Annotated in this window: 13 protein-coding genes; 5 read left to right on the top strand and 8 right to left on the bottom strand. The window is 69.8% G+C overall.

The window, feature by feature from the left end; all coding sequences use genetic code 11:
- Nucleotides 1-162: 162 nt before the first annotated feature.
- Nucleotides 163-2,022 carry a hypothetical protein gene (locus VKN16_07565; GenBank protein HME94055.1) on the bottom strand — a complete coding sequence of 620 codons (1,860 nt, stop codon included), beginning with the start codon at nt 2,020-2,022 and terminating at the stop codon, nt 163-165.
- 522 nt (nt 2,023-2,544) lie between these two features.
- Between VKN16_07565 and VKN16_07560 the strand changes: the two genes are divergently transcribed.
- The 3 genes from VKN16_07560 to VKN16_07550 all read left to right on the top strand — a co-directional run bounded on the left by VKN16_07560 (nt 2,545) and on the right by VKN16_07550 (nt 6,411).
- Nucleotides 2,545-2,763, top strand: a complete 219-nt coding sequence (locus tag VKN16_07560) for a hypothetical protein (protein HME94054.1) — start codon at nt 2,545-2,547, stop codon at nt 2,761-2,763.
- Nucleotides 2,764-2,824: 61 nt separating this feature from the next.
- The gene (locus VKN16_07555; GenBank protein ID HME94053.1) at nt 2,825-5,518 is read left to right on the top strand and encodes a DEAD/DEAH box helicase; all 2,694 of its coding nucleotides are present in this window, start codon (nt 2,825-2,827) and stop codon (nt 5,516-5,518) included.
- On the top strand, nt 5,518-6,411 hold the full coding sequence (locus VKN16_07550; protein ID HME94052.1) for an SWIM zinc finger family protein: 894 nt from the start codon (nt 5,518-5,520) through the stop codon (nt 6,409-6,411). The genes VKN16_07555 and VKN16_07550 overlap by 1 nt, the downstream gene beginning before the upstream one ends.
- A gap of 19 nt (nt 6,412-6,430) precedes the next feature.
- Here the strand turns inward: VKN16_07550 and VKN16_07545 are convergent, their stop codons facing one another.
- Nucleotides 6,431-8,425, bottom strand: a complete 1,995-nt coding sequence (locus VKN16_07545; GenBank protein ID HME94051.1) for a tetratricopeptide repeat protein — start codon at nt 8,423-8,425, stop codon at nt 6,431-6,433.
- Between the two features lie 222 nt (nt 8,426-8,647).
- Between VKN16_07545 and VKN16_07540 the strand changes: the two genes are divergently transcribed.
- Nucleotides 8,648-9,994 (top strand): NAD(P)/FAD-dependent oxidoreductase, encoded by a 1,347-nt coding sequence (locus VKN16_07540; protein ID HME94050.1) that lies wholly within the window; start codon nt 8,648-8,650, stop codon nt 9,992-9,994.
- On the opposite strand, the gene VKN16_07535 is transcribed toward VKN16_07540, so the two are convergent.
- The 3 genes from VKN16_07535 to VKN16_07525 all read right to left on the bottom strand — a co-directional run bounded on the left by VKN16_07535 (nt 9,949) and on the right by VKN16_07525 (nt 14,791).
- Complete coding sequence (locus VKN16_07535; protein ID HME94049.1) at nt 9,949-10,893, bottom strand: ATP-grasp fold amidoligase family protein; 945 nt, start codon at nt 10,891-10,893, stop codon at nt 9,949-9,951. The two genes, VKN16_07540 and VKN16_07535, sit on opposite strands and share 46 nt — an antisense overlap.
- A 494-nt stretch (nt 10,894-11,387) precedes the next feature.
- Entirely contained in the window at nt 11,388-12,995 is a 1,608-nt protein-coding gene (locus VKN16_07530) for a PQQ-binding-like beta-propeller repeat protein (GenBank protein ID HME94048.1), read from the bottom strand.
- Between the two features lie 185 nt (nt 12,996-13,180).
- A complete protein-coding gene (locus VKN16_07525; GenBank protein ID HME94047.1) occupies nt 13,181-14,791 on the bottom strand; it encodes a hypothetical protein in 1,611 nt (536 codons plus the stop codon).
- A gap of 198 nt (nt 14,792-14,989) precedes the next feature.
- Here VKN16_07525 and VKN16_07520 point away from each other — a divergent pair, with 198 nt between their 5' ends.
- On the top strand, nt 14,990-16,177 hold the full coding sequence (locus tag VKN16_07520; protein HME94046.1) for an FAD-dependent oxidoreductase: 1,188 nt from the start codon (nt 14,990-14,992) through the stop codon (nt 16,175-16,177).
- Here the strand turns inward: VKN16_07520 and VKN16_07515 are convergent.
- Genes VKN16_07515 through VKN16_07505 form a run of 3 tightly spaced genes read right to left on the bottom strand, consistent with a single transcriptional unit; the run spans nt 16,137 to nt 18,162 of the window.
- The gene (locus tag VKN16_07515) at nt 16,137-16,526 is read right to left on the bottom strand and encodes a cupin domain-containing protein (GenBank protein HME94045.1); all 390 of its coding nucleotides are present in this window, start codon (nt 16,524-16,526) and stop codon (nt 16,137-16,139) included. The genes VKN16_07520 and VKN16_07515 overlap by 41 nt on opposite strands.
- A gap of 16 nt (nt 16,527-16,542) precedes the next feature.
- Nucleotides 16,543-17,298, bottom strand: coding sequence for an SDR family oxidoreductase (locus VKN16_07510; GenBank protein HME94044.1), 756 nt, complete (start codon nt 17,296-17,298; stop codon nt 16,543-16,545).
- A gap of 33 nt (nt 17,299-17,331) precedes the next feature.
- On the bottom strand, nt 17,332-18,162 hold the full coding sequence (locus VKN16_07505) for an alpha/beta hydrolase (protein HME94043.1): 831 nt from the start codon (nt 18,160-18,162) through the stop codon (nt 17,332-17,334).
- Nucleotides 18,163-18,567 lie beyond the last annotated feature (405 nt).

The raw sequence follows: 18,567 nt of genomic DNA, 5'->3' as shown, positions 1-18,567 counted from the left end.
CGACGAGCTGTACGATCTCGAGACCGATCCGTTCGAGCTACGCAATCTGAACCGGAGCCGGTCCCACGCGCGCGTACGCGAGAAGCTCCGCCGGGAGCTGGGGCGGCTCGTGGTCGAGGCGCTGGGCATCTAGCCGGGCGCGACGATCTCGATGAGGGCCTGCTAGAGGGACGAGATGGTCGAACCGGGCCCGCCGAAGAAGCAATAGTCGCACAGCCGGTAGCGGTTGCCGTCCATGTCCTCTATGGGGAATGGCAGATCGTCGCGCACCTCGTCGGCGTAGACGTAGCGGGAGCGGTGCTGCGCGTTCTGGCACGGCTTGTCGGCGCGATGGAACTTCGACCAGCGCCGCACGACGAGATCGCCCCGGTACGAGTACTGGTCGGTGGCGTCGTCCAGGGCGATCTGCGGGTTCTTGACGTCGTAGCGCCACCTCATGAAGGCACCCGGGGCCAGCGGGGCGCCGAGCTGTAGGCGGATGGTCTCGTTCAGCAGCTCCGTGGCGAAGGGGCCCAGCGCGCGATACACGCGACAGCCCACCGCGAAGCGTGTCACCTGCGACCCCACCGCCGCCGGGGCGAACACCAGTCGCGGACGGTTCGCCGCCACCGCGTCGTCGCTCAAGAGCACGCTGCCCGAGTCCAGGTCCACCACCGTCCAGCGAACGCGCAGGAAGGGATCGCCGGGAAGCGCCTCGAAGGGCAGGCGCACCTCGTAGCGCAAGTTGCGGCCCGCGAAGGTCCGCGGGATGGAGCGCAGACCGCTCAGCTGCGGGGGCGGCGCTTCCAGCCGCGAGCTGATCCCCATGAAGATGCCGGTCGGGTGGATCTCGAACCGCTCGATCGCGAAGCGAGTCGGGGGATCGCCGAAACGGCGCACCAGCGGCGTCGGGCCCTCCGGATTCAGGTCCGAGCTGGCGATACCGCCGGTGATGTTCCGCGCGATCTCGGAGATGAGCGCCTCCACCGCGAACGTCACGAATCCGAGGGTGATGGCTCCGAGCAGGCCTTCGACGAACACCTGCACCCACCACGACCGATCCACGTCGACCTCGGGCTCGGTCGGGCTGAACCAGAGCGCGCGCCAGGTCCGCGGCTTTACCACCATGGTCTTCTTCGCCAGCGGAATGAAGGCGCCGGGCCGGCTGTACACCATGTGAGGCAGGACCGCGAGGGTGAAGTTGACCGCGCCGCCCGTCTTGCTGGCACGGCCGCTGACGCGGAACTGCCCCTCCTCGCAGGCGATGTCGAGCGATTCGAGGGTGGCGTCGTATTCGTCGATCTGGTCCTGAACTCGTTGCCGGGCCGCGCCCATCATGCTGCTCACCGCATGCGGATTGATCACCACCGCGATGTCGTCGCTGACGCCGGCGAAGTTGTCCAGCTGTGCGGGATCGCCGGTCGTCGAGAAGGTCCCGGTGTCCACGTCGAACCCGAGCAGCAGCGCGCCGTCCACGACCTTGAGGGCGATGGTCGTGAACGCCGCGCTTGCGAAGGGACCGAGAAAGCCGAAGTCGATCACCGGGAACAGGAGATCGCCGACGGCGGCTTGCAACCAGGTCTCCACCTGCGTGGTGAAGCTCACGTCGTGGAAGAACGCCTGCGCGGCGTCCGAAAACGCGGTTCCGCTCACCACGTCGAATTGCCAGTCGACGAGCCGGTAGTCCTCGGCCTCTGCCGAGAGAAAGACGGTTCCGCCGATCGATGACGAGGTGGCGGTGACCCGCAGGTCGGCCTGCCATTGGACGGTGCGCGATTCGCCCGGTCCCACCGGAAGCAGCCGCACCCCCAGGGTGCCCCAGCCATTGAACCGCAGCAGGGCGTGCGCCGGATCGGTGTCCGAAAAGACGACCTCCGGGGACGGGAAGAAGAGGTTGACGCTGCCGCGCGGTCCGGTCAGCGGACCGAATGAGCGGACGATGGCGTGATCAATCTGGCCGGCGCGATAGGCGGTCAGCAGGGCCGCGGCGAGCACACGGTCGCGAATGGTGATCGCGGCGGCGAAGCCAGCGTGGGCAGGCATGGCGATCAGAAGAGGTGGCGGAGGAGGTCCATAGAAACCGGGGACTCTGGTGCACCAGAGAGTCTGAATCGAACACGTCGCGCGTGGCGAGTGAACTCTTCAGTGTTCTTTCGCGCGTTCATAAGAGACGCGACATCCAATCTCCAGAAACCTCCCCCGCCGGATAGGCACTGTAGCACCGGGTCGGAGGGCCGGCAACGTGCACCCGCGACGAGAGCACTCCGGATCCGCCTCGGGACCGTATAATCCGGACCATGCGCTGCCGGCTGAAAGCGTAGGCGGGGGCGGGGCGCCTCTCGGCGGCCCTCGCGCAGCTGGCCGTCGATCCGGCCTGGGAGCATGCGTTCGTCGTCGCATTCCTCTCCCGCTGGGGTGAGGCGATCGAGCGACGACAGAGCCGCCGGCATCGGTCCGGCCGCTGAGCCGCCGCCGTGGTCGATGCTATACTGCGCCGGGTACTTCGAGCGCGCGGACTCGAGGATCGGTATCATGAGATCAAGCGACTCTCGTGACGAGCACCTGATGCTCGATCACGACCTGCCGACGACGGCAGGCGACGTCGTCGCGTTGCAGAGGACGCGCGCGGCGCGGCGGATCCCGCTCGCGGAATATCTCGCGCTCCTCGCGCGTCTCGGGTCGCCGGAGCTCGCGAGACTCCGATCGCGGCGCGGGCCGGCGGAGCCGCCCTTCCGTCTGGCGCCGATGACCCGCGCGTGGCGGGATGAGGCCCCCTCACCCTGACCCTCTCCCCCGGCGGGGGAGAGGGGAGGCCTCCGACGCGGACCACCAAGCGCGCGGCCTGGTGCTGGCGCTCACTCCGGGTGGGGGACTCGTGCTGCGCGAGGATGGCGACGCCGCACCGCTCGAGGCGGCGGTGGCCGAGCGGATCCGGGGGGCCTTCGCTCGCGGGGCCGGGCACGGCCTGCTCGACATGGGAGCGGCCCTCGCCGACGCGCCACTGCCCCCCGTTCTCGCGTTCTGGCGCGACGTCGGGCGCACGTTCGTGGGGCATCTCTGCGCCCTGCCGGATCTCGAGGCCCATCGCAAGCGCCTGAGCGTGCCGTTTCCCGACCGGGACATGGCGGCGCGGTTGCTCGGCGCGCCGCCGATGCCGGGGGGTGAGTACCTGGGGCTGGGCACGCTCGCGGCCCGGTGGGACGACCTTCACGCGGCGTGCCGCCACGAGCTGGCGGAGTTCGACGGGACGGTCGAGGCGTACCTCCAGTCCCGGAGCGGCGCGTGGCACCTGGTCGGACGCGTGCACTTCCACCTGGCGGAGAACCGCGCGGACGCGTCGGCGCCGTTCGCCTTCCTCGCCACCTACACCACGCGGCTCGGCGCGCGCGGCAAGCCGCGACATCGCCCGCTCGGCGAGGCCATCCGCGAGTACGCCGGCGCGGGCAACCGCCCGAAGCTTCTCGCGCTCCTCGAGCCGGTGCAGCGCGCGGCGGCGCGGAGCGAGCTGCTCCGCGACCTGGTCGACTCGGGCGACGTGTACCGGCCGCTCGCGCTCACTCCCGACGAGGCGTACCGATTCCTGAAGGGCATCCCGGTCTTCGAGGAGTCGGGCGTGGTCGTGCGGGTACCGGACTGGTGGTCGGCGCGGCGACCGCCGCGCCCGCAGGTCCAGGTGACCGTCGGCTCGAAAGTGCCGGGTGGCTTCGGGACCGACGCGCTGCTCGACTTCGACGTGCGCGTGACGCTCGACGGCCAGACGCTCACCGACGCCGATCTGGAGCAGGTGGCCGCGTCGACCCAGGGGCTGGCGCTGATCCGCGGCAAGTGGGTCGAGCTCGACCCGGCGCGGCTCCGGGAGGCTCTCGAGCACTGGAAGAAGGTCAAGGCGGCCGCGGGAGCCGACGGGCTCGGCTTCATCGAGGGCATGCGCCTCCTCTCCGGCGCCGCGCTCGACGACGGCGCCGCCGCCGCGCCGCCGCCGGAGGCGGCCGAGTGGTCCCAGGTGACCGCGGGCCGCTGGCTGCAGGACGCGCTCGACGGCTTGCGCGGCCCCGGCGGTCTCCGCGAGGCGCCGCTACCGCGCGATCTCCGCGCCGAGCTGCGCCCCTATCAGCGCGTGGGGGTGCGCTGGCTCGCGCTGCTGCAGCGGCTCGGGCTCGGGGCGTGCCTGGCCGACGACATGGGCCTCGGCAAGACGCTCCAGGTGCTGGCCCTCCTGCTCGCCCGGAGAGAACGTCCCGACGGCCCGGCGCCCGAGCGGCACGCTGCGCTCCTGGTGGTGCCGGCCTCGCTCATCGCCAACTGGAAAGCCGAGATCGAGCGGTTCGCGCCGTCGCTCCGCGTCGCGGTCGCCCATCCGTCGATGGCCGAGAAGCCGATGGAGGAGATGACGGCGGAGGATGCGGCCGGCGCCGACCTCGTGATCACCACGTACGGCTTCGTCCACCGCCTGCCGTGGGTCGCGCAGGCGCAATGGCCACTCGTGGTTCTCGATGAGGCGCAGGCGATCAAGAATCCCGGCACCCGGCAGACGCGCGCGGTGAAGGCGCTCAGGGCGCGCAGCCGCATCGCGCTCACCGGCACGCCGGTCGAGAACCGCCTGGGCGATCTCTGGTCGCTCTTCGACTTCCTGAACCCGGGGCTCCTCGGCTCGGCCCGCGCGTTCACGTCGTTCGTCAAGCAGCTCGGGGAGCGGCCCGGCGGCTACGCGCCGCTCCGCGAGCTGACGAGACCGTACATCCTGAGGCGGCTCAAGACCGATCGGCAGATCATCGCCGACCTGCCGGAAAAGACGGAGATGCGCGCCTACTGTGGGCTGACGAAGCTCCAGGCCGTGCTCTACCAGCAGTCGGTGCGGCATCTCGCCGCAACGCTCGAGCGCGTCGCGGGGATCGAGCGCCGGGGCGCGATCCTCGCGTCCCTCATGCGGCTCAAGCAGATCTGCAATCACCCGTCGCACTGGCTCAAGGACGGTGCGTGGGCACCCGAGTCGAGCGGCAAGTTCGGGCGGCTCCGCGAGCTGGCCGAGGTCGTCGCCGACAAGCAGGAGAAGGCGCTGGTCTTCACCCAGTTCCGGGAGATGGCCGAGCCGTTGGCCCGCTTCCTCGAGGGCGTGTTCGGACGGCCCGGTCTGGTCATGCACGGATCGACGCCGGTGCGTGAGCGCCGGGAGCTGGTGGAGCGCTTCCAGGACGACGCGAGCGCGCCGTTCTTCGTTCTCTCGCTGAAGGTGGGCGGCACCGGCCTGAACCTGACCGCGGCGTCCCACGTGATCCACTTCGACCGCTGGTGGAACCCCGCGGTGGAGGACCAGGCCACCGACCGCGCGTTCCGTATCGGGCAGAAGCGCAATGTGCTCGTGCACAAGTTCCTCTGTCGCGGCACGGTCGAGGAGCGGATCGACGCCATGATCGGCGAGAAGCAGCGCCTGGCGCGCCAGGTGCTCGAGGCCGACGGCGTGGCGATCCTGACCGAGCTGAGCGACGCCGAGCTGCTCCGCGTCGTGGCCCTCGACTGGAAGAGCGCGCTCGAGACGTGATGGCGCGCGACCCGAAGGCGGCGTTCGACCGGTGGCGCGCGAAGGCGGCCGAGTCCTCGTTCACGGGCTGGTCGCGGTGGCCGAGCTACGTGTCCATCGCCGACCGCCGGCTCGTCGGCGAACGGCACGCGGCCGAGCTGCGACGGGAGGGACGGAGGCTCGCGCCGGTGGTCCCGAAGACCCGGAGCCGCGTGCTCGCCCGCACCTTCTGGGGACGCGCCTGGTGCGACAACCTCGCCGCGTATGCCACGCTGGCCAACCGGCTCGAGCGCGGGCGGCGCTACCTGCGGAACGGGCTCGTCATCGATCTGCAGATCCAGTCGGGCGCCGTCGTCGCGCTCGTGAGCGGATCGGACGTCTACGAGATCCGCGTGGCGATCAAGCCCATGCCCGCCTCGCGCTGGAAGGCGCTGGTGAAGGGCGCGGCGGGTAGGATCGAGTCCGTCGTCGAGCTGCTCGCCGGGCGCTTCGACGAGGGAGTGATGGCCCACGTGTGCCACCAGGGGACGGGGCTGTTCCCGGTGCCGGCGGAGATCTCCTATCGCTGCACGTGCCCGGACGGCTCGGGTGGCGGCTGGCTCTGCAAGCACGTCGGGGCCACGCTCTACGGGGTGGGCATTCGCCTGGACGAAGATCCGGAGCTGCTCTTCCGTCTGCGCCGGGTGACTGCCACCGACCTCGTGACGCATGCGACCGAGCGCCTCACGACGGAGTCGTCCGGGAAGAGCGGCCGACGCTCCATCGCCTCCGATCAGCTCTCGTCGGTGTTCGGGATCGAGCTGGACGCCGCGTCTCGCGAGGGTACCCGGCCGCCGAGAGCCCGCTCTCGCCGTTCGGCCGGGACTGGCCGAAGCCAGTCGCGGCGGCCGGCGCGCCCGAGCCGGAGGGACTGACCGGCCCGCGCCCTCGGCCCTACTTCGTCGCTCCGGAGCGGCCGGTCGCCGCTCGCTGCTTCGACATGCCGTCCAGCAGGGCCTGCACCGAGACGATCTTCGGGCGTGCCTTCATCTCTTGAAACAGAAGGAGGGCCCGGCGGTACAGCGCCTCGGCCTCGTCCAGCTGGCCGCGCGCGCTGTGAACCTGCGCGAGGTCGACGGTATCGATGGCCTGCTCGTACGTGTGGCCCAGCGCCTCATGGGTCGCGAGCGCTTGACGGTAGAGGCGATCGGCCTCGGCAAGATCGCCGCGAGCCCGATAGACATCGCCGAGGCTCCGCTGGGTATCGGCCAGGCCTGCCTTGAAACCCAGGCGCTCCAGGATCTCCAGCGACCGGCGCTGCAATGCCTCCGCCTGCCCGGGGTCGCGCCGAGCGAGAGCAACGTCCCCGAGGCCGCGATACATCTCCGCCATGCCTTCCGGGCTTCCGGTGGCGTGGTACAGCTCCAGCGCCTTGCGGTACAGCGACTCGGCCTGGTCGAGATCGCCGCGATCCTTCGATACGAGCCCGAGGCCGTGGTACGGCAACGCCATGACCATCCTGGCGCCCTGGGTCTGGAAGATCTGCAAGGCCGTGCGATGGGAGATCTCGGCCTGGTCGAGATCGCCGCGGAGCCGGTATACGTTGCCCAGGCTCCCGTGCGTCAGGCCCGCGTTCACCTGGGCGCCCGCCGCTTCTGCGGTTTGCAAGCCCTTTCGGTACATCGTCTCGGCCTGATCCAGCTCTCCCCGGTCCCGGTACCGGTGGCCCAGGCGGTGGTAGCCCTGGGCCATCCCGATCTTGTAGTCCAGGGCTTCGTTGATCTTCAGAGCCTCGCGGACCATGGCTTCCGCCTGCCCCGGGTCACCACGGGTCTCCAGCACCGCGCCAAGCGCCGCGTAGCTCTGGGCCATGCCCATCGTGAAGCCGCGCGCCTTGAAAAGGTCCAGGCTCGTACGCGCGGCGGACTCCGCACGGTCCAGATCACCGCGCAGCAGATACACATGGGCCAGCACCACATCGATGGACGCCAGCTGGCCGTCATCGCCCACCGCCTCGGTGAAGCCCAGGGCTCGACGGAGGAAGCCTTCGGCAGGGTCGACGTCGCCGCGAAGGAGCGACACGAGCCCGAGCCCGAAGCTCGCGCGGGCCATGCCCTTCTTGTCGTCCGCGGCCTTGAAGCCGTCCAGGGCTTCTTGCCACATGGGCTCCGCTCGATTGACGTCGCCACGAACGAGGTACAATCCGCCGAGCTCCGCATGGACTTCGGCCCGGGCGTCCGTCCCTTGCGCCAGGTCGCTGGCTTTGCGGTAAGCGGCCTCCGCCCCCGCCGAGTCGCCGGTCATGAGCAGGGCGAACCCCAGGCCGCGCCAGCCCTCGTCGGCGGCCGGGTCGCGCTCGACGGATCGGCGAAACGCCGCGGTGGCTTTCGGAAGATCGTGTCCGAATGCGAGGCCGCCCCGCAGCCGGGCGATCTTGGCCGCCGCTCGATTGGCGGCGGGTCCCTTGGCCGCCTCACGGTCTTCGGCTTCCTGGAGGAGCGCGTCGAGCGCCTGCGGCTTTCCTTCCTTGGCCTGAGTCAGCGCCGATTCGATGCGGGTCTTGTCGGCGATCTTCCGTCCGATGACGGCGAACGCCTCATCGATCCGTTTGCCGTGGATCTCGGCAAACTGCTCGCACTGAGGGAACGCCCCCGGATTGCGACGCAGGCATTCCATGGTGAACTGGGCCTGCCAGCCGGCGCGCGCCGCGCTCTTGAGCTCTTCCAGCCGGACGGCTTGATGCTGTCGATGGAGCTCGGCGCTGAATCCCAGGACAATGAGCAGCACCGCGATCGTGAAGGCGTAACGCGACAGGCGCGTTGCCGCCAGGGTGTCGGCTCGCGCCACGCGACGATAGAGGCTGAAGACCAGCAGCAGCCCAAAACCCACCAGTACCAGCGGATTCTGGAGGTAGGGGGCGATCTCGGCGAATGCCTCGAGCGTTCCCATCGCGCGTTACCTCGGCTCGCTGGGAAAGGGAAGCGGCCATCCGGCCAGGCCTGTGCTCGACGCTAGAATCGCGCTCGGGCCCGGCCACCGTCAAGGGCTCATGCGTTGCGGGGGTCAGCAATGCCTCGAACGCATCGGCTTTACGCCACCGCAATCTCATCGCGGCGTATCCTGACGACAGGGCGCCGGGCGGACCAGCCGGGGCCGGCGGGAGGATGACTCATGGACCGACAGTTCGATCTGGTCGTCGTCGGAACGGGCGTGACAGCGGCGGTGGCCTCACGGTGCCGGGAGGCCGGGTGGAGCGTCGCGGTGGTGGACTCGCGTCCCTTCGGGGGCACCTGCGCCCTCCGGGGCTGCGTGCCCAAGAAGATCCTGGTCGGCGCGGCCGAAGCGGTGCACGCCGCGCGGGACCTGGCCGACCACGGCGTGCCTGCGGGCTCGCTCACCCTCGACTGGGCCGCCCTGATACGCTTCAAGCGCTCGCTGATCGGGGGCACCACCGAGCGCACCGAGCAGGCGTGGGCCAGCGCGGGCATCGAGCAGGTCCACGGCCGCGCCCGGTTCGTCGGTCCCGCCACCCTGGCGGTCGGGGCGGATCGGCTCACCGGCCGGCGGGTGCTCATCGCGGCGGGGGCGATGCCGATCCCGCTCGGGTTCCCGGGCGCAGACCGGCTGACCACCAGCGAGCAGTTCCTGGACCTCGATCGCCTGCCACCCCGGATCGTCTTCGTGGGCGGCGGCTTCATCTCGTTCGAGTTCGCCCACGTGGCGGCGCGAGCAGGCGTCGAGGCGACGATCCTCCACCGGGGGGCGCGGCCGCTCGAAGCGTTCGATCCCGACCTGGTCGACCTGCTGGTGAAGCGGACGCGCGAGCTCGGCATCCGCGTGGAGTTGGGCGTGGAGGTGCGCGCCGTCGAGCGCGACGGCGGCCGCCTCGTGGTGCGGGGCACGCGGAGCGGGGAGGAGATGCGCTTCGAGACCGACCTGGCCGTGCACGGCGCCGGCCGGGCGCCTCAGCTGGACGATCTGGATCTGGAGGCGGCCGGGGTGAAGCGCGAGAGGCGGGGCGTCGTCGTCAACGAGTTCTTGCAGAGCGTGTCCAATCCCGCGGTGTACGCCGGGGGCGACGCGGCGGCCAGCGGGCCGCAGCTCACCCCGAAGGCGGACCACGACGCGGCCGTCCTGACCACGAACCTGCTGGAGGGCAACCGGCGCCGCCCGAGCTACGAGGGCATCGCCTCGGCGGTCTTCACGTTGCCGCCGCTGGCCTCGGCCGGGCTCACCGAGGTGGCCGCCCGGGCCGCGGGCCTGGCGTTCCGCACGAGCCGGCACGATACCTCGGGCTGGTTCCACACCCGTCGGGTCGGGGAGACCACCTCGGGGGCCAAGGTGCTCGTCGAGGAGGGCACCGACCGGATCCTCGGCGCGCACCTGCTCGGTCCGCAGGCCGACGAGGTGATCAACCTGTTCGCCATGGCCATTCGGCTGCGCATCCCGGCGGCGCAGATGAAGGAGGTGATCTACGCGTATCCGACGTACGGCTCCGACGTCCGCTTCCTGGTGTGAGCCGTGGACGCCATCTTCCATTTCTCGCCGAGCGCGAGGTCCCAGCTCTCCGGCCGCAGCGTCAGATCGCCGGCCATCGGGGTAAAGGTCAGCTCGCCGAAGCAGATTCGGCCGTCGAGGTTGTACAGATCCACGCGCACGAAATCGAAGCCGGCGGACAGCTGCGAGGCGATCTGGATCATGCGCTCGAAGTCGATCGGCCTGGGGATCGCGGGCCGGGCGACACCCTCCCGATAATGCAGATCGAGCAGATTCCAGTGGGGGTCGAAGAAGGAGTTCAGGTTGTGGGCATAGTTGCTGACATGAATGACCTCCGGCGTTCCCCCGAAGCACCAGAACTTGTAGTTCAGAGGGCGGCTGCCGTCCTGGTTTCGTAGATACTCCTCCACGATGACGCGCGGCTCGATGTCGTAGTACTGCCGCTCTCGGTGCACCCAGTAGAAATTGCTCTTCAGCCAGGCCGACACCTTGTCGACGATCTCGGTGTCGTCGGCCTTTCCCTCGACGAGGATGACCTGCCCGCACGCATGGTTCGTCTTGACGACGTACGAGGCCGGCAGCGCGTCGAACGGAATCGCGCGAGGATCGGTCCCGTGCCAGAGCAGCTCGACCAGGGGCTGCTCGCCCACCCGGCTGCGCACATAGTCCCTCGCCGCATACTTGTCGGTGAGTTGCGTGAAGATGGGGTCGTGCCCTCGGTTCCACGCGATCATTCGGCAGAACAGCTTCTCGGTGAAGGTCCGCGGATTCGTCACGTTCAGCGGGGTCCCATGCAGGCGGGCATAGCGCTGCAACAATATCTTCTCGCCGTGGGACCGACGCGCCCAGATCGCACGTCGCTGTTTCAGAGCGCGTAGCGTGTTGGATACATCGAGGATGCGGGAGATCAAGGCGATCATCGGTTGCCCTTCTCGCCGCGACATGACGTGGCGGTCGTCATCGAAATGGCAAGCGCGGTGCCAGCGAGATGCTCCGGATATCCAGCATCGGGGCGCCTGGCGCCTCCAAGGGGGAGGCGCCAAGCACGTCGACAGGTACGATGCAGACTTGCGATCCCGGCGGCGAGGGCGCGTCGCGCCGAGGTGGCGCCGAGCGGCCGGCGCCTCGCCGGCGATGCTTCCGAACCCGGTAGGAACTACCGGCTAAAACTTCCGACCTCACCGGGCGTGAGCGCGCGAACCGGTGCGCGGCCGCCGACCGCGGGGTGCCTAGCTGGCGGGCGTCACCGCCGGCGGAACTTACGTGCCGTTCAAGATCGACGGGGCCTGCTCTTTGGGCCAGTAGAGCCGCAGCATCGCTGCCGGGCGGCGGCGCGTACGGCTTGGCTCTGGGGCGGCGAGTCGTCGGCGGTGAGCGTCGCGGCGCTATCTTCGGCAAAGCAGGCTCAAGGAGACTAGTCGGCTCCAGGCGAGGGCAGGGCGAAGATGGTCACGCGGGCCGAGGTCAACTGGGTTCCCCAGAAATAGGTCGTGGCGCCCGAGGCCGCCGCGACGTATTGCGTGCCGGCCAGCTGGTAGGTGACGACCCCGCCGGCCATCGCGGCGCCGGTGTTGAAGCGGTAGAGCACGGCGCCGTCACGTCCGTCGAGGACGAGGAAGTCGCCGTCGAGCTCCCCCGTGAACAGCAGGTCGGTGGACGTGGTGGTGATCGCCGCGAGCATCGGGCGGGGTGAACGATACCGCCAGCGGATCGCGCCGGTCGAGGCATCGACGGCGGTCAGCCAGCCGCGGGCCGGCTCAGCTGGATCCGGGACGAACCGTCCACCCATGTAGTTGCGTCCCAACACGTGCTCGAGCTCCTCGGCCTTCTTGAACGTGCCGCACCAGTCCACCGAGTTCACGTACAGCATGTTGGTCCCGGGGTTGAAGGCTGGCCCGTTCCACTGGACCCCGCCGAGTGGGCCCGGGCACGCGCGGACGCCTTCGAGCGTGGGCGGCACGTCGGCGTTCTCTCGACGGGTGACCGCCACCTCGTAGCGATGCTCGTGGCTCTCCCGGTCGAGCACGTGCAAAAGGCCGTCCTTGCCTACGACCGCCACGAGCCGCCGCGGCGTGCCGTTGACCTCCGCGGTGAAGAGCGGGCTGACCTGCGTCAGGTCCCAGTCGTGCAGGTCGTGCGGGACTGCCTGGTAGTGCCACACGAGCTGGCCGGTTCGCGCATCGAGCACGACCAGCGAGTTGGTGTAGAGATTGGCGCCCTGCCTGACGTCGCCGAAGAAGTCCGGTGCTGGATTGCCGACCGCGACGAAGAGCAGCCCCGCGGCTGGGTCCAGGGACATGGGCGTCCACACCGCGCCGCCGCCGGTCACGGCCTCGGTCAGGCTCCATGTCTCGGCGCCCGGTTCGCCGGCCGCCGGCCGCGTGTTGAACCGCCACACCGCTTCACCGGTCGCGCCGCGGAAGGCGCCCACCCAGCCCCGCACCGGGACTTCATTGCCGGCCGGGCCGATGATGACGAGATCCTCGAAGATGAGCGGCGCCATCGTGAAGGTCTCGCCGCGGTCCGCGTCCGCCGCCGCTCGCTCCCAGAGCAGCCGGCCGGTCAACGCGTCGAGCGCCAGGAGGTATCCATCGGTGGTGCCCCGGATGAGCATGCCCTCCTTCAGGGCGACGCCGCGGCTTTGCGGCCAGTTCCTCCTGGCTTTGGGCGTCCAGTCGTGCCGCCATTGAACCTGACACGTAGCCGCGTCCAGGGCGATCGTCGACTGCGAGCTGGTGAGGTACATGATCCCGCGGTAGACGAGCGGGCTGGTGTAGAACGGGCGCAGCTCGTGAGTCTCGAAGACACACGCGGGGCGCAGCCGGCTCGCATTGTCGCGGGTGATCTCCGTCGCGTCCACGAAGCGCTGCCCGCCGTAGTCGTGGTTGGGGAGCAGCCAATCCGCGGCGTTGGAGGCCGCCGCGTCGAGCTCCGCCTGGGTCGGGCCTTGCTGCGCGTGGGCGGGCTGGATCGCGAGGCTGACGAGAAGGACGACCGTGAGGAGCGTCGGTCTCCGACTCATGGCGGTTCCTCCTGGCGGTTCGATCCCGTGACCCGGGCCTTGTGGGCAGGCAGCATAGGGGACTGGGCCGGACTCCGCAAGCCGTGCTCGCCGGCAGTGAGGCAGCTCGGCTGATCACGAGCTGGTGGCCGTCAGGCCCGGACCGCGAGAGCGGGCGCCGGAACGGCTCCGACGCCCGCGGTCGGTCACTTCGCCAGCACCGCCTTGGCGTGGCGCAGCGCGGGCCGATCGCCGTCGGCACGGTCGCACATCGCGACCAGCTTGGCGTAGAGGGTCCTGGCCTTCGCGGGATTGCCGGAGAGCTCGGCGGCGCGCGCCGCGCCGGCGAGGCCGTTGAAGCGGTTGGGCTCTCGCGACGCCGAGGCCTCGAACTCCACCAGCGCCTGGGCGGGCTGGTTGAGGTCCAGCAGCAGCTCGCCCAGCAGCTCGCGCGCGGGCACGACCGGCGCGGGCGTCACCGGGTGCTTCTCGGTGGCGTCCTCGAGATCCGCGGCCGCGCGCATGAGCCGTAGCGCCTCGTCGTTCTTGCCCTCGGCCCGCGCGGCCCACGCGGTGGCGGCGTGCTGCTGGATGTTGACCTGCTCGGCCCAGTAGGTCTGCTTGGCGGCCACGAGGCTCGTGCGATACCCGTCGAGCTTCTGGATCTCCGCCCGCGCCCGGGCCGCGTCACCGCTGCGCGCGGCGCCGATCGCCCGCGCGAAGGCGGTGATTCCTTCCGCCCACGCGAAGCGGTCCCACGGGAACGTGGTGGAGGCCGGGCGGATGTCGGCCGCCTCGCTCCAGCGGTGCTGCTCGAGCGCCACCCGCGCCGGAATCGCGGCATAGGCGTAGGCCGCCACGAAGCTCTCGGGCTCCGACTTCGGCATGGCGCGGAGATCCTCGAGCACCGCCCGCGCCTGCTTGTCCTGGCCCACCTGCAGGTGGGCGTACACGATGTAGTCGAGGGCGTGGAGCGTCTGATCCCACACGCTGTCCTTGCCGAGCTGCGCGTAGTAGGCCTTGCCCGCGTTGGCCGAGGCCCGGTTGGAGTCGATCGATTCCGGCCAGAGTCCGAGGCGCGTGAAGATGTGCGACGGCATGTGCTGGGCGTGCGGCACCGACGGGGCGGTCCTGGCGTAGCCTCGAGCGGCGATCAGACCGCGGCCCGCGAGGGGCGGATAGTCGTAGCTGTGGATGATGTAGTGCGCGACGCCCGGGTGGTCCGGCTGCTCGGCGAAGGCCTTCTCGAGGATGGCGCCCGCCTTGAGCTGGTTGGCGTAGGTCTTGTCGGTGGGCGCCGCGGTGGCGTTGAGGGCCAGGGCGTAGAAGACGGCGGCTTCTCGATCGTCGGGATAGCGGCGGTACACCTGCTCCATGGCCTTCTCGTAGGCCGCCGCCCGCGCCCGGTGGTCGAGCTTATCCGTGTCCCGGTAGTAGGTCTCGATCGCGCCGATGTAGTCCTTCTCTCGCGGGGTGGCGGTCAGCCCGCGCGTCTTCTCGAGGGCGGAGGCGCCCTTTTGCAGCATCGCCGGGCTCGGCGGCTGCCAGAGCGGGTAGTAGACGCTCATGGCGATGCCCCAGTAGCCCATCGCGCACGTGGCGTCCGTGGTGGTGATCGCGGTGAAGGCCTTCAGCGACTCCTCGTACCAGAAGGAATGCAGCAGCGCGACCGCGCGCTCGAAGTCGGCCTGAACCGCCGGCGCGCAGGAGACGGGGAAGTGCACGGTCCCGAGTTTTTCTGCGTCGTGAGCTGATGCCGCGGGCAGCGGGCCGAACAGGAGAGCGGTGAGCGTGAGGACCAGGGCGAGAGTCTTCATGGCGTAACCTCCTCTTCTGCAATAGGGATCCCCGAGGCGGCGGCGGGAGCCCACGACCGAGTGCACGGCGCCGCCCCTCGTGACGGAACATGGCAGGGGGCCGGGATCACGCCAAGACCAAAAAATGGACCTGTCCACCGCCGCCGGCTCCGGTGGCGGTTGACCGCGCCGCGGGAACTCTGACAGGATCTGCGGGCCATGGCACGGAGCTCGGACGACGTCGTGATCGTGGGCGGGGGCATCGCGGGCATGGCCGCCGCCTACTACCTGGCGAAGTCCGGCGTGCCGAGCATCGTGGTGGAGCGCGACGCGATTGGCAGCCACGCGTCGGGCTTCGCCTACGGAGGGCTGAGCCCGATGACCGGCTTCGGCATTCCCGGCCCTCTGGCCGAGATCGCTCACGACGGGATGCGGTTGCATCGTGAGCTGGCGCCGGTCCTGGCCGAGGAGACCGGCATCGACGTCGATTTCCGGCTGCGCGCCTCTCTGGCCCTGGCCTTCACCGAGGCAGACGTGCGGAGGCTCCGCGCCGCGCTGCCGTGGCAGCAGGGGCAGCCGGGCTATGCGGTGCGCTGGCTCGACCGCGCGGAGGCGCTCAGCGTGGAGCCGCGGATCTCGGACGAGACGCTCGGGGCCGCGCTGATCGAGGGCGGAGGCGCCGTCGAGCCCTATCGTCTGGTCCTGGCCCTCACCCGGGCGGCCGAGCGCCTCGGCGTCGTGCTGCGGCACGGGCGCGCGATCGGGCTGCGGCGAGACGGCGGGCGTATCACCGGCGTGGTCCTGGAGCGGGAGGTGCTGAGCTGCGCGACCGCGGTGCTCGCGATGGGCCCCTGGAGCGCCGAGGCATCGGAGTGGATCGGTACGCCGATCGACGTCCGTCCGCTCAAGGGCCAGATCCTTCGCCTGCAGGCCCCCGGTCCGCCGGTCGAATGCTCCGTCGGCTGGGGCCACAACTACGCCACGAGCAAGACCGACGGCCTCTTGTGGGCCGGGACCACCGAGGAGGAGGCCGGCTTCGACGAGGAGTCGACGCCGGCGGCCCGCGACGACATCGGCGCGGCACTCGTCCGGATGTTGCCCGTGATGGCGGACGCGCAGGTCGCACAGCAGACCGCCTGCCTGCGCCCGGTCACGTCCGACGGGCTCCTCGTGCTCGGCGGGGTGCCGGGGCTAGACGGCGTCTACGTGGCCACCGGCGGCGCTCGCAAGGGCATCCTGTACGGTCCCGCCATGGGGCACGCGATCGCCGATCTCGTGCTCGGTCGGGACACGCGGATCGCGCTCGACGCCTTCGCGCCGGGCCGCTTCGCGGCCGGCGCGAATAGCGCCGCGTATCGACCAATCGCTACTGCGCGGGCACGAGCGCGGGGGCGCCCTTCTTCTTGATCAAGACCACCAGGAATTTCGCGGGCCGGGTACTGCTGGCATTCCGATCGACGAGATGAACGTCGTCCGGGCCTTCGTAGAAGCTCTGTCCCGCGGTCAGTGTCACCGGCTGTCCCCCCTTCAGCTGCATCACCACCGAGCCCTCCAGCACGTAGACGAACGCCTGGGCATTGTGCCGGTGGATGGCGCTCGATCCGCCGGGGGCATGCTCGACCGTGAGCATCAGCACTTCCCGGCCGGGCGCCTCCGGAAGATCCTTGGACATGAGCGAGGTGACCTTGGGCTCCTGAGCCATCGCGGTGCCGGTCATGAGGCCGAGCAGCGCCAACGCAACGAGTGTGGTCGTCATGGTCGCCCTTTCCGGATCAGGCTCTGGCGGGTGAGCGGCGGAGCCATTCGTCGAGACCGATACGGCCCAGGCGGGCGTCGCCCAGCGGCACGAGCGAGCGTTCCTCGACGCGCCCGCCGTAGTAGCGGGCCGCGGGGTCCCGCACGACCGTTCGCGGGTCGCCGATGGCCTTCAGATAGCGGGCGACGATTTCGTCGAACGGGGCGCGCTCCGGACCGGCGATCTCGACGATGCCGTTTCGCGGCGCGGCCAGCGCCACATCGGCGACCGCGGCGGCCACGTCGTCCGCCGCGATGGGCTGGAACAGGCCGGGCGACACCCGGACCGTGCTTCCCTCGGTAGCGGACGTCGCGATGTGGGGCAGCAATTCCATGAACTGAGTCGAGCGGATGATGGTGTAGGGGATGCCGGACTTCTCGATCAGTCTCTCCTGAGCGACCTTGGCCCGGAAATAGCCATTGTCGGGCGTCCGATCCGTCCCGACGATCGAGACCGCGACATGGTGCCGGACGCCGGCGGCGGTCTCCGCGTCGAGAAGATTGCGCCCGGAGGTCTCGAAGAATTCCAGCACCGCCTTGTCTTCCCATGAGGGCGCATTGGCGAGATCGATGACGACCTCCGTGCCGACCATGACCTCCTCGAGCCCCTCGCCCGTGATGGTGTTGACGCCGGTATTGGGTGCGGCGGCGATGGCCTCGTGGCCGCGTTGGCGCAGAATGGGGATGGTTTTCGAGCCGATCAGGCCGGTTCCACCGATGACGACGATCTTCATGGCCACCTCCTGGGTTGTAGGCCGCGCGCCGGCTCAGCTCTTGATGAAGGCGAGGAGCTCGGCATTGACCACGTCGGGGTGCGTCGTGCACATGCCATGCGGGAACTTCTCGTACACCTCGAGCGTGCCCTTCTCGAGGAGCTTCGCGGAGAGCGGCGCGGAGTCGGCGATCGGGACGATCTGGTCGTCGTCGCCATGCATGACGAGTGCCGGGACGTCGATGACCTTCAGATCTTCGGTGAAGTCGGTCTCCGAGAAGGCGCTGATACCGTCGTAGTGTGCTTTCGCCCCGCCCATCATGCCCTGACGCCACCAGTTGTCGATCACGGCCTGGGACACCTTCGCGCCTGGCCGGTTATAGCTGTAGAACGGGCCGCTCGCGAGATCTCGATAGAACTGCGCGCGATTGGCGGCGAGTTGTTGCCGGAGCCCGTCGAAGACCTCGATCGGCAAGCCGCCCGGATTGGCCGGTGTCTTCAGCATGATCGGCGGCACCGCGCCGATGAGCACCAGCTTGGCGACCCGGCCCTTGCCGTGGCGCGCGACATAGCGGGTCGCCTCCCCGCCGCCGGTCGAGTGGCCAATGTGGATGGCGTCGCGCAGATCGAGATGGGCCACCACCGCGGCCGCGTCCGCCGCGTAGTGGTCCATGTCGTGGCCATCGCTGACCTGGCCGGAGCGGCCATGGCCCCGGCGGTCGTGCGCAACGACGCGATACCCCTTCTCCAGGAAGTAGAGCATCTGGGTGTCCCAGTCGTCGGCGCTCAGGGGCCAGCCATGATGGAAGACGAGAGGCTGCGCACTCTTCGGGCCCCAGTCCTTGTAGTAGATCGCCGTACCATCCTGCGCGGTCACCGTGCTCATCTGGGCACCTCCTGCCTCGTGTCCCGGCCAACGAGGCGGCTCGAACCTCGTGCTGCGTTCCATTACGATGCGCTGCCCGCCGTTCAGATATGGCCACGGCGCACGACGGGGTCCCGGGCAATCTTCGTTCCAACGCCCCGGGGGACCGCAACAGATCGACAAGGCGGGAGTCTTGTCGCGTCGTCGACCGGTGAGCGGTCGCAAATATCCGTGTTGACCCCAAGATCCCGTTGCGCCACCGGGCGACGCGGAGTATGACGAACGTGTGGAGCCTCGAGCCCTCCAATCGATTGCGCTCGCCGCCGCGGAGGCACGCTCGGTCGACCTGGTGCTGCAGCGCATCGTCGAGGGGCTGGCCGCCCAGCCCGAGATCGCGCTCGCACGCATCTGGCTGATTGCCCCGGG

The organism is Candidatus Methylomirabilota bacterium (assembly GCA_035315345.1).
Taxonomy (GTDB): domain Bacteria; phylum Methylomirabilota; class Methylomirabilia; order Rokubacteriales; family CSP1-6; genus CAMLFJ01.
The sequence above is the reverse complement of the archived record's forward strand: the minus strand, read 5'-3'. Positions and strand labels throughout refer to the sequence as shown.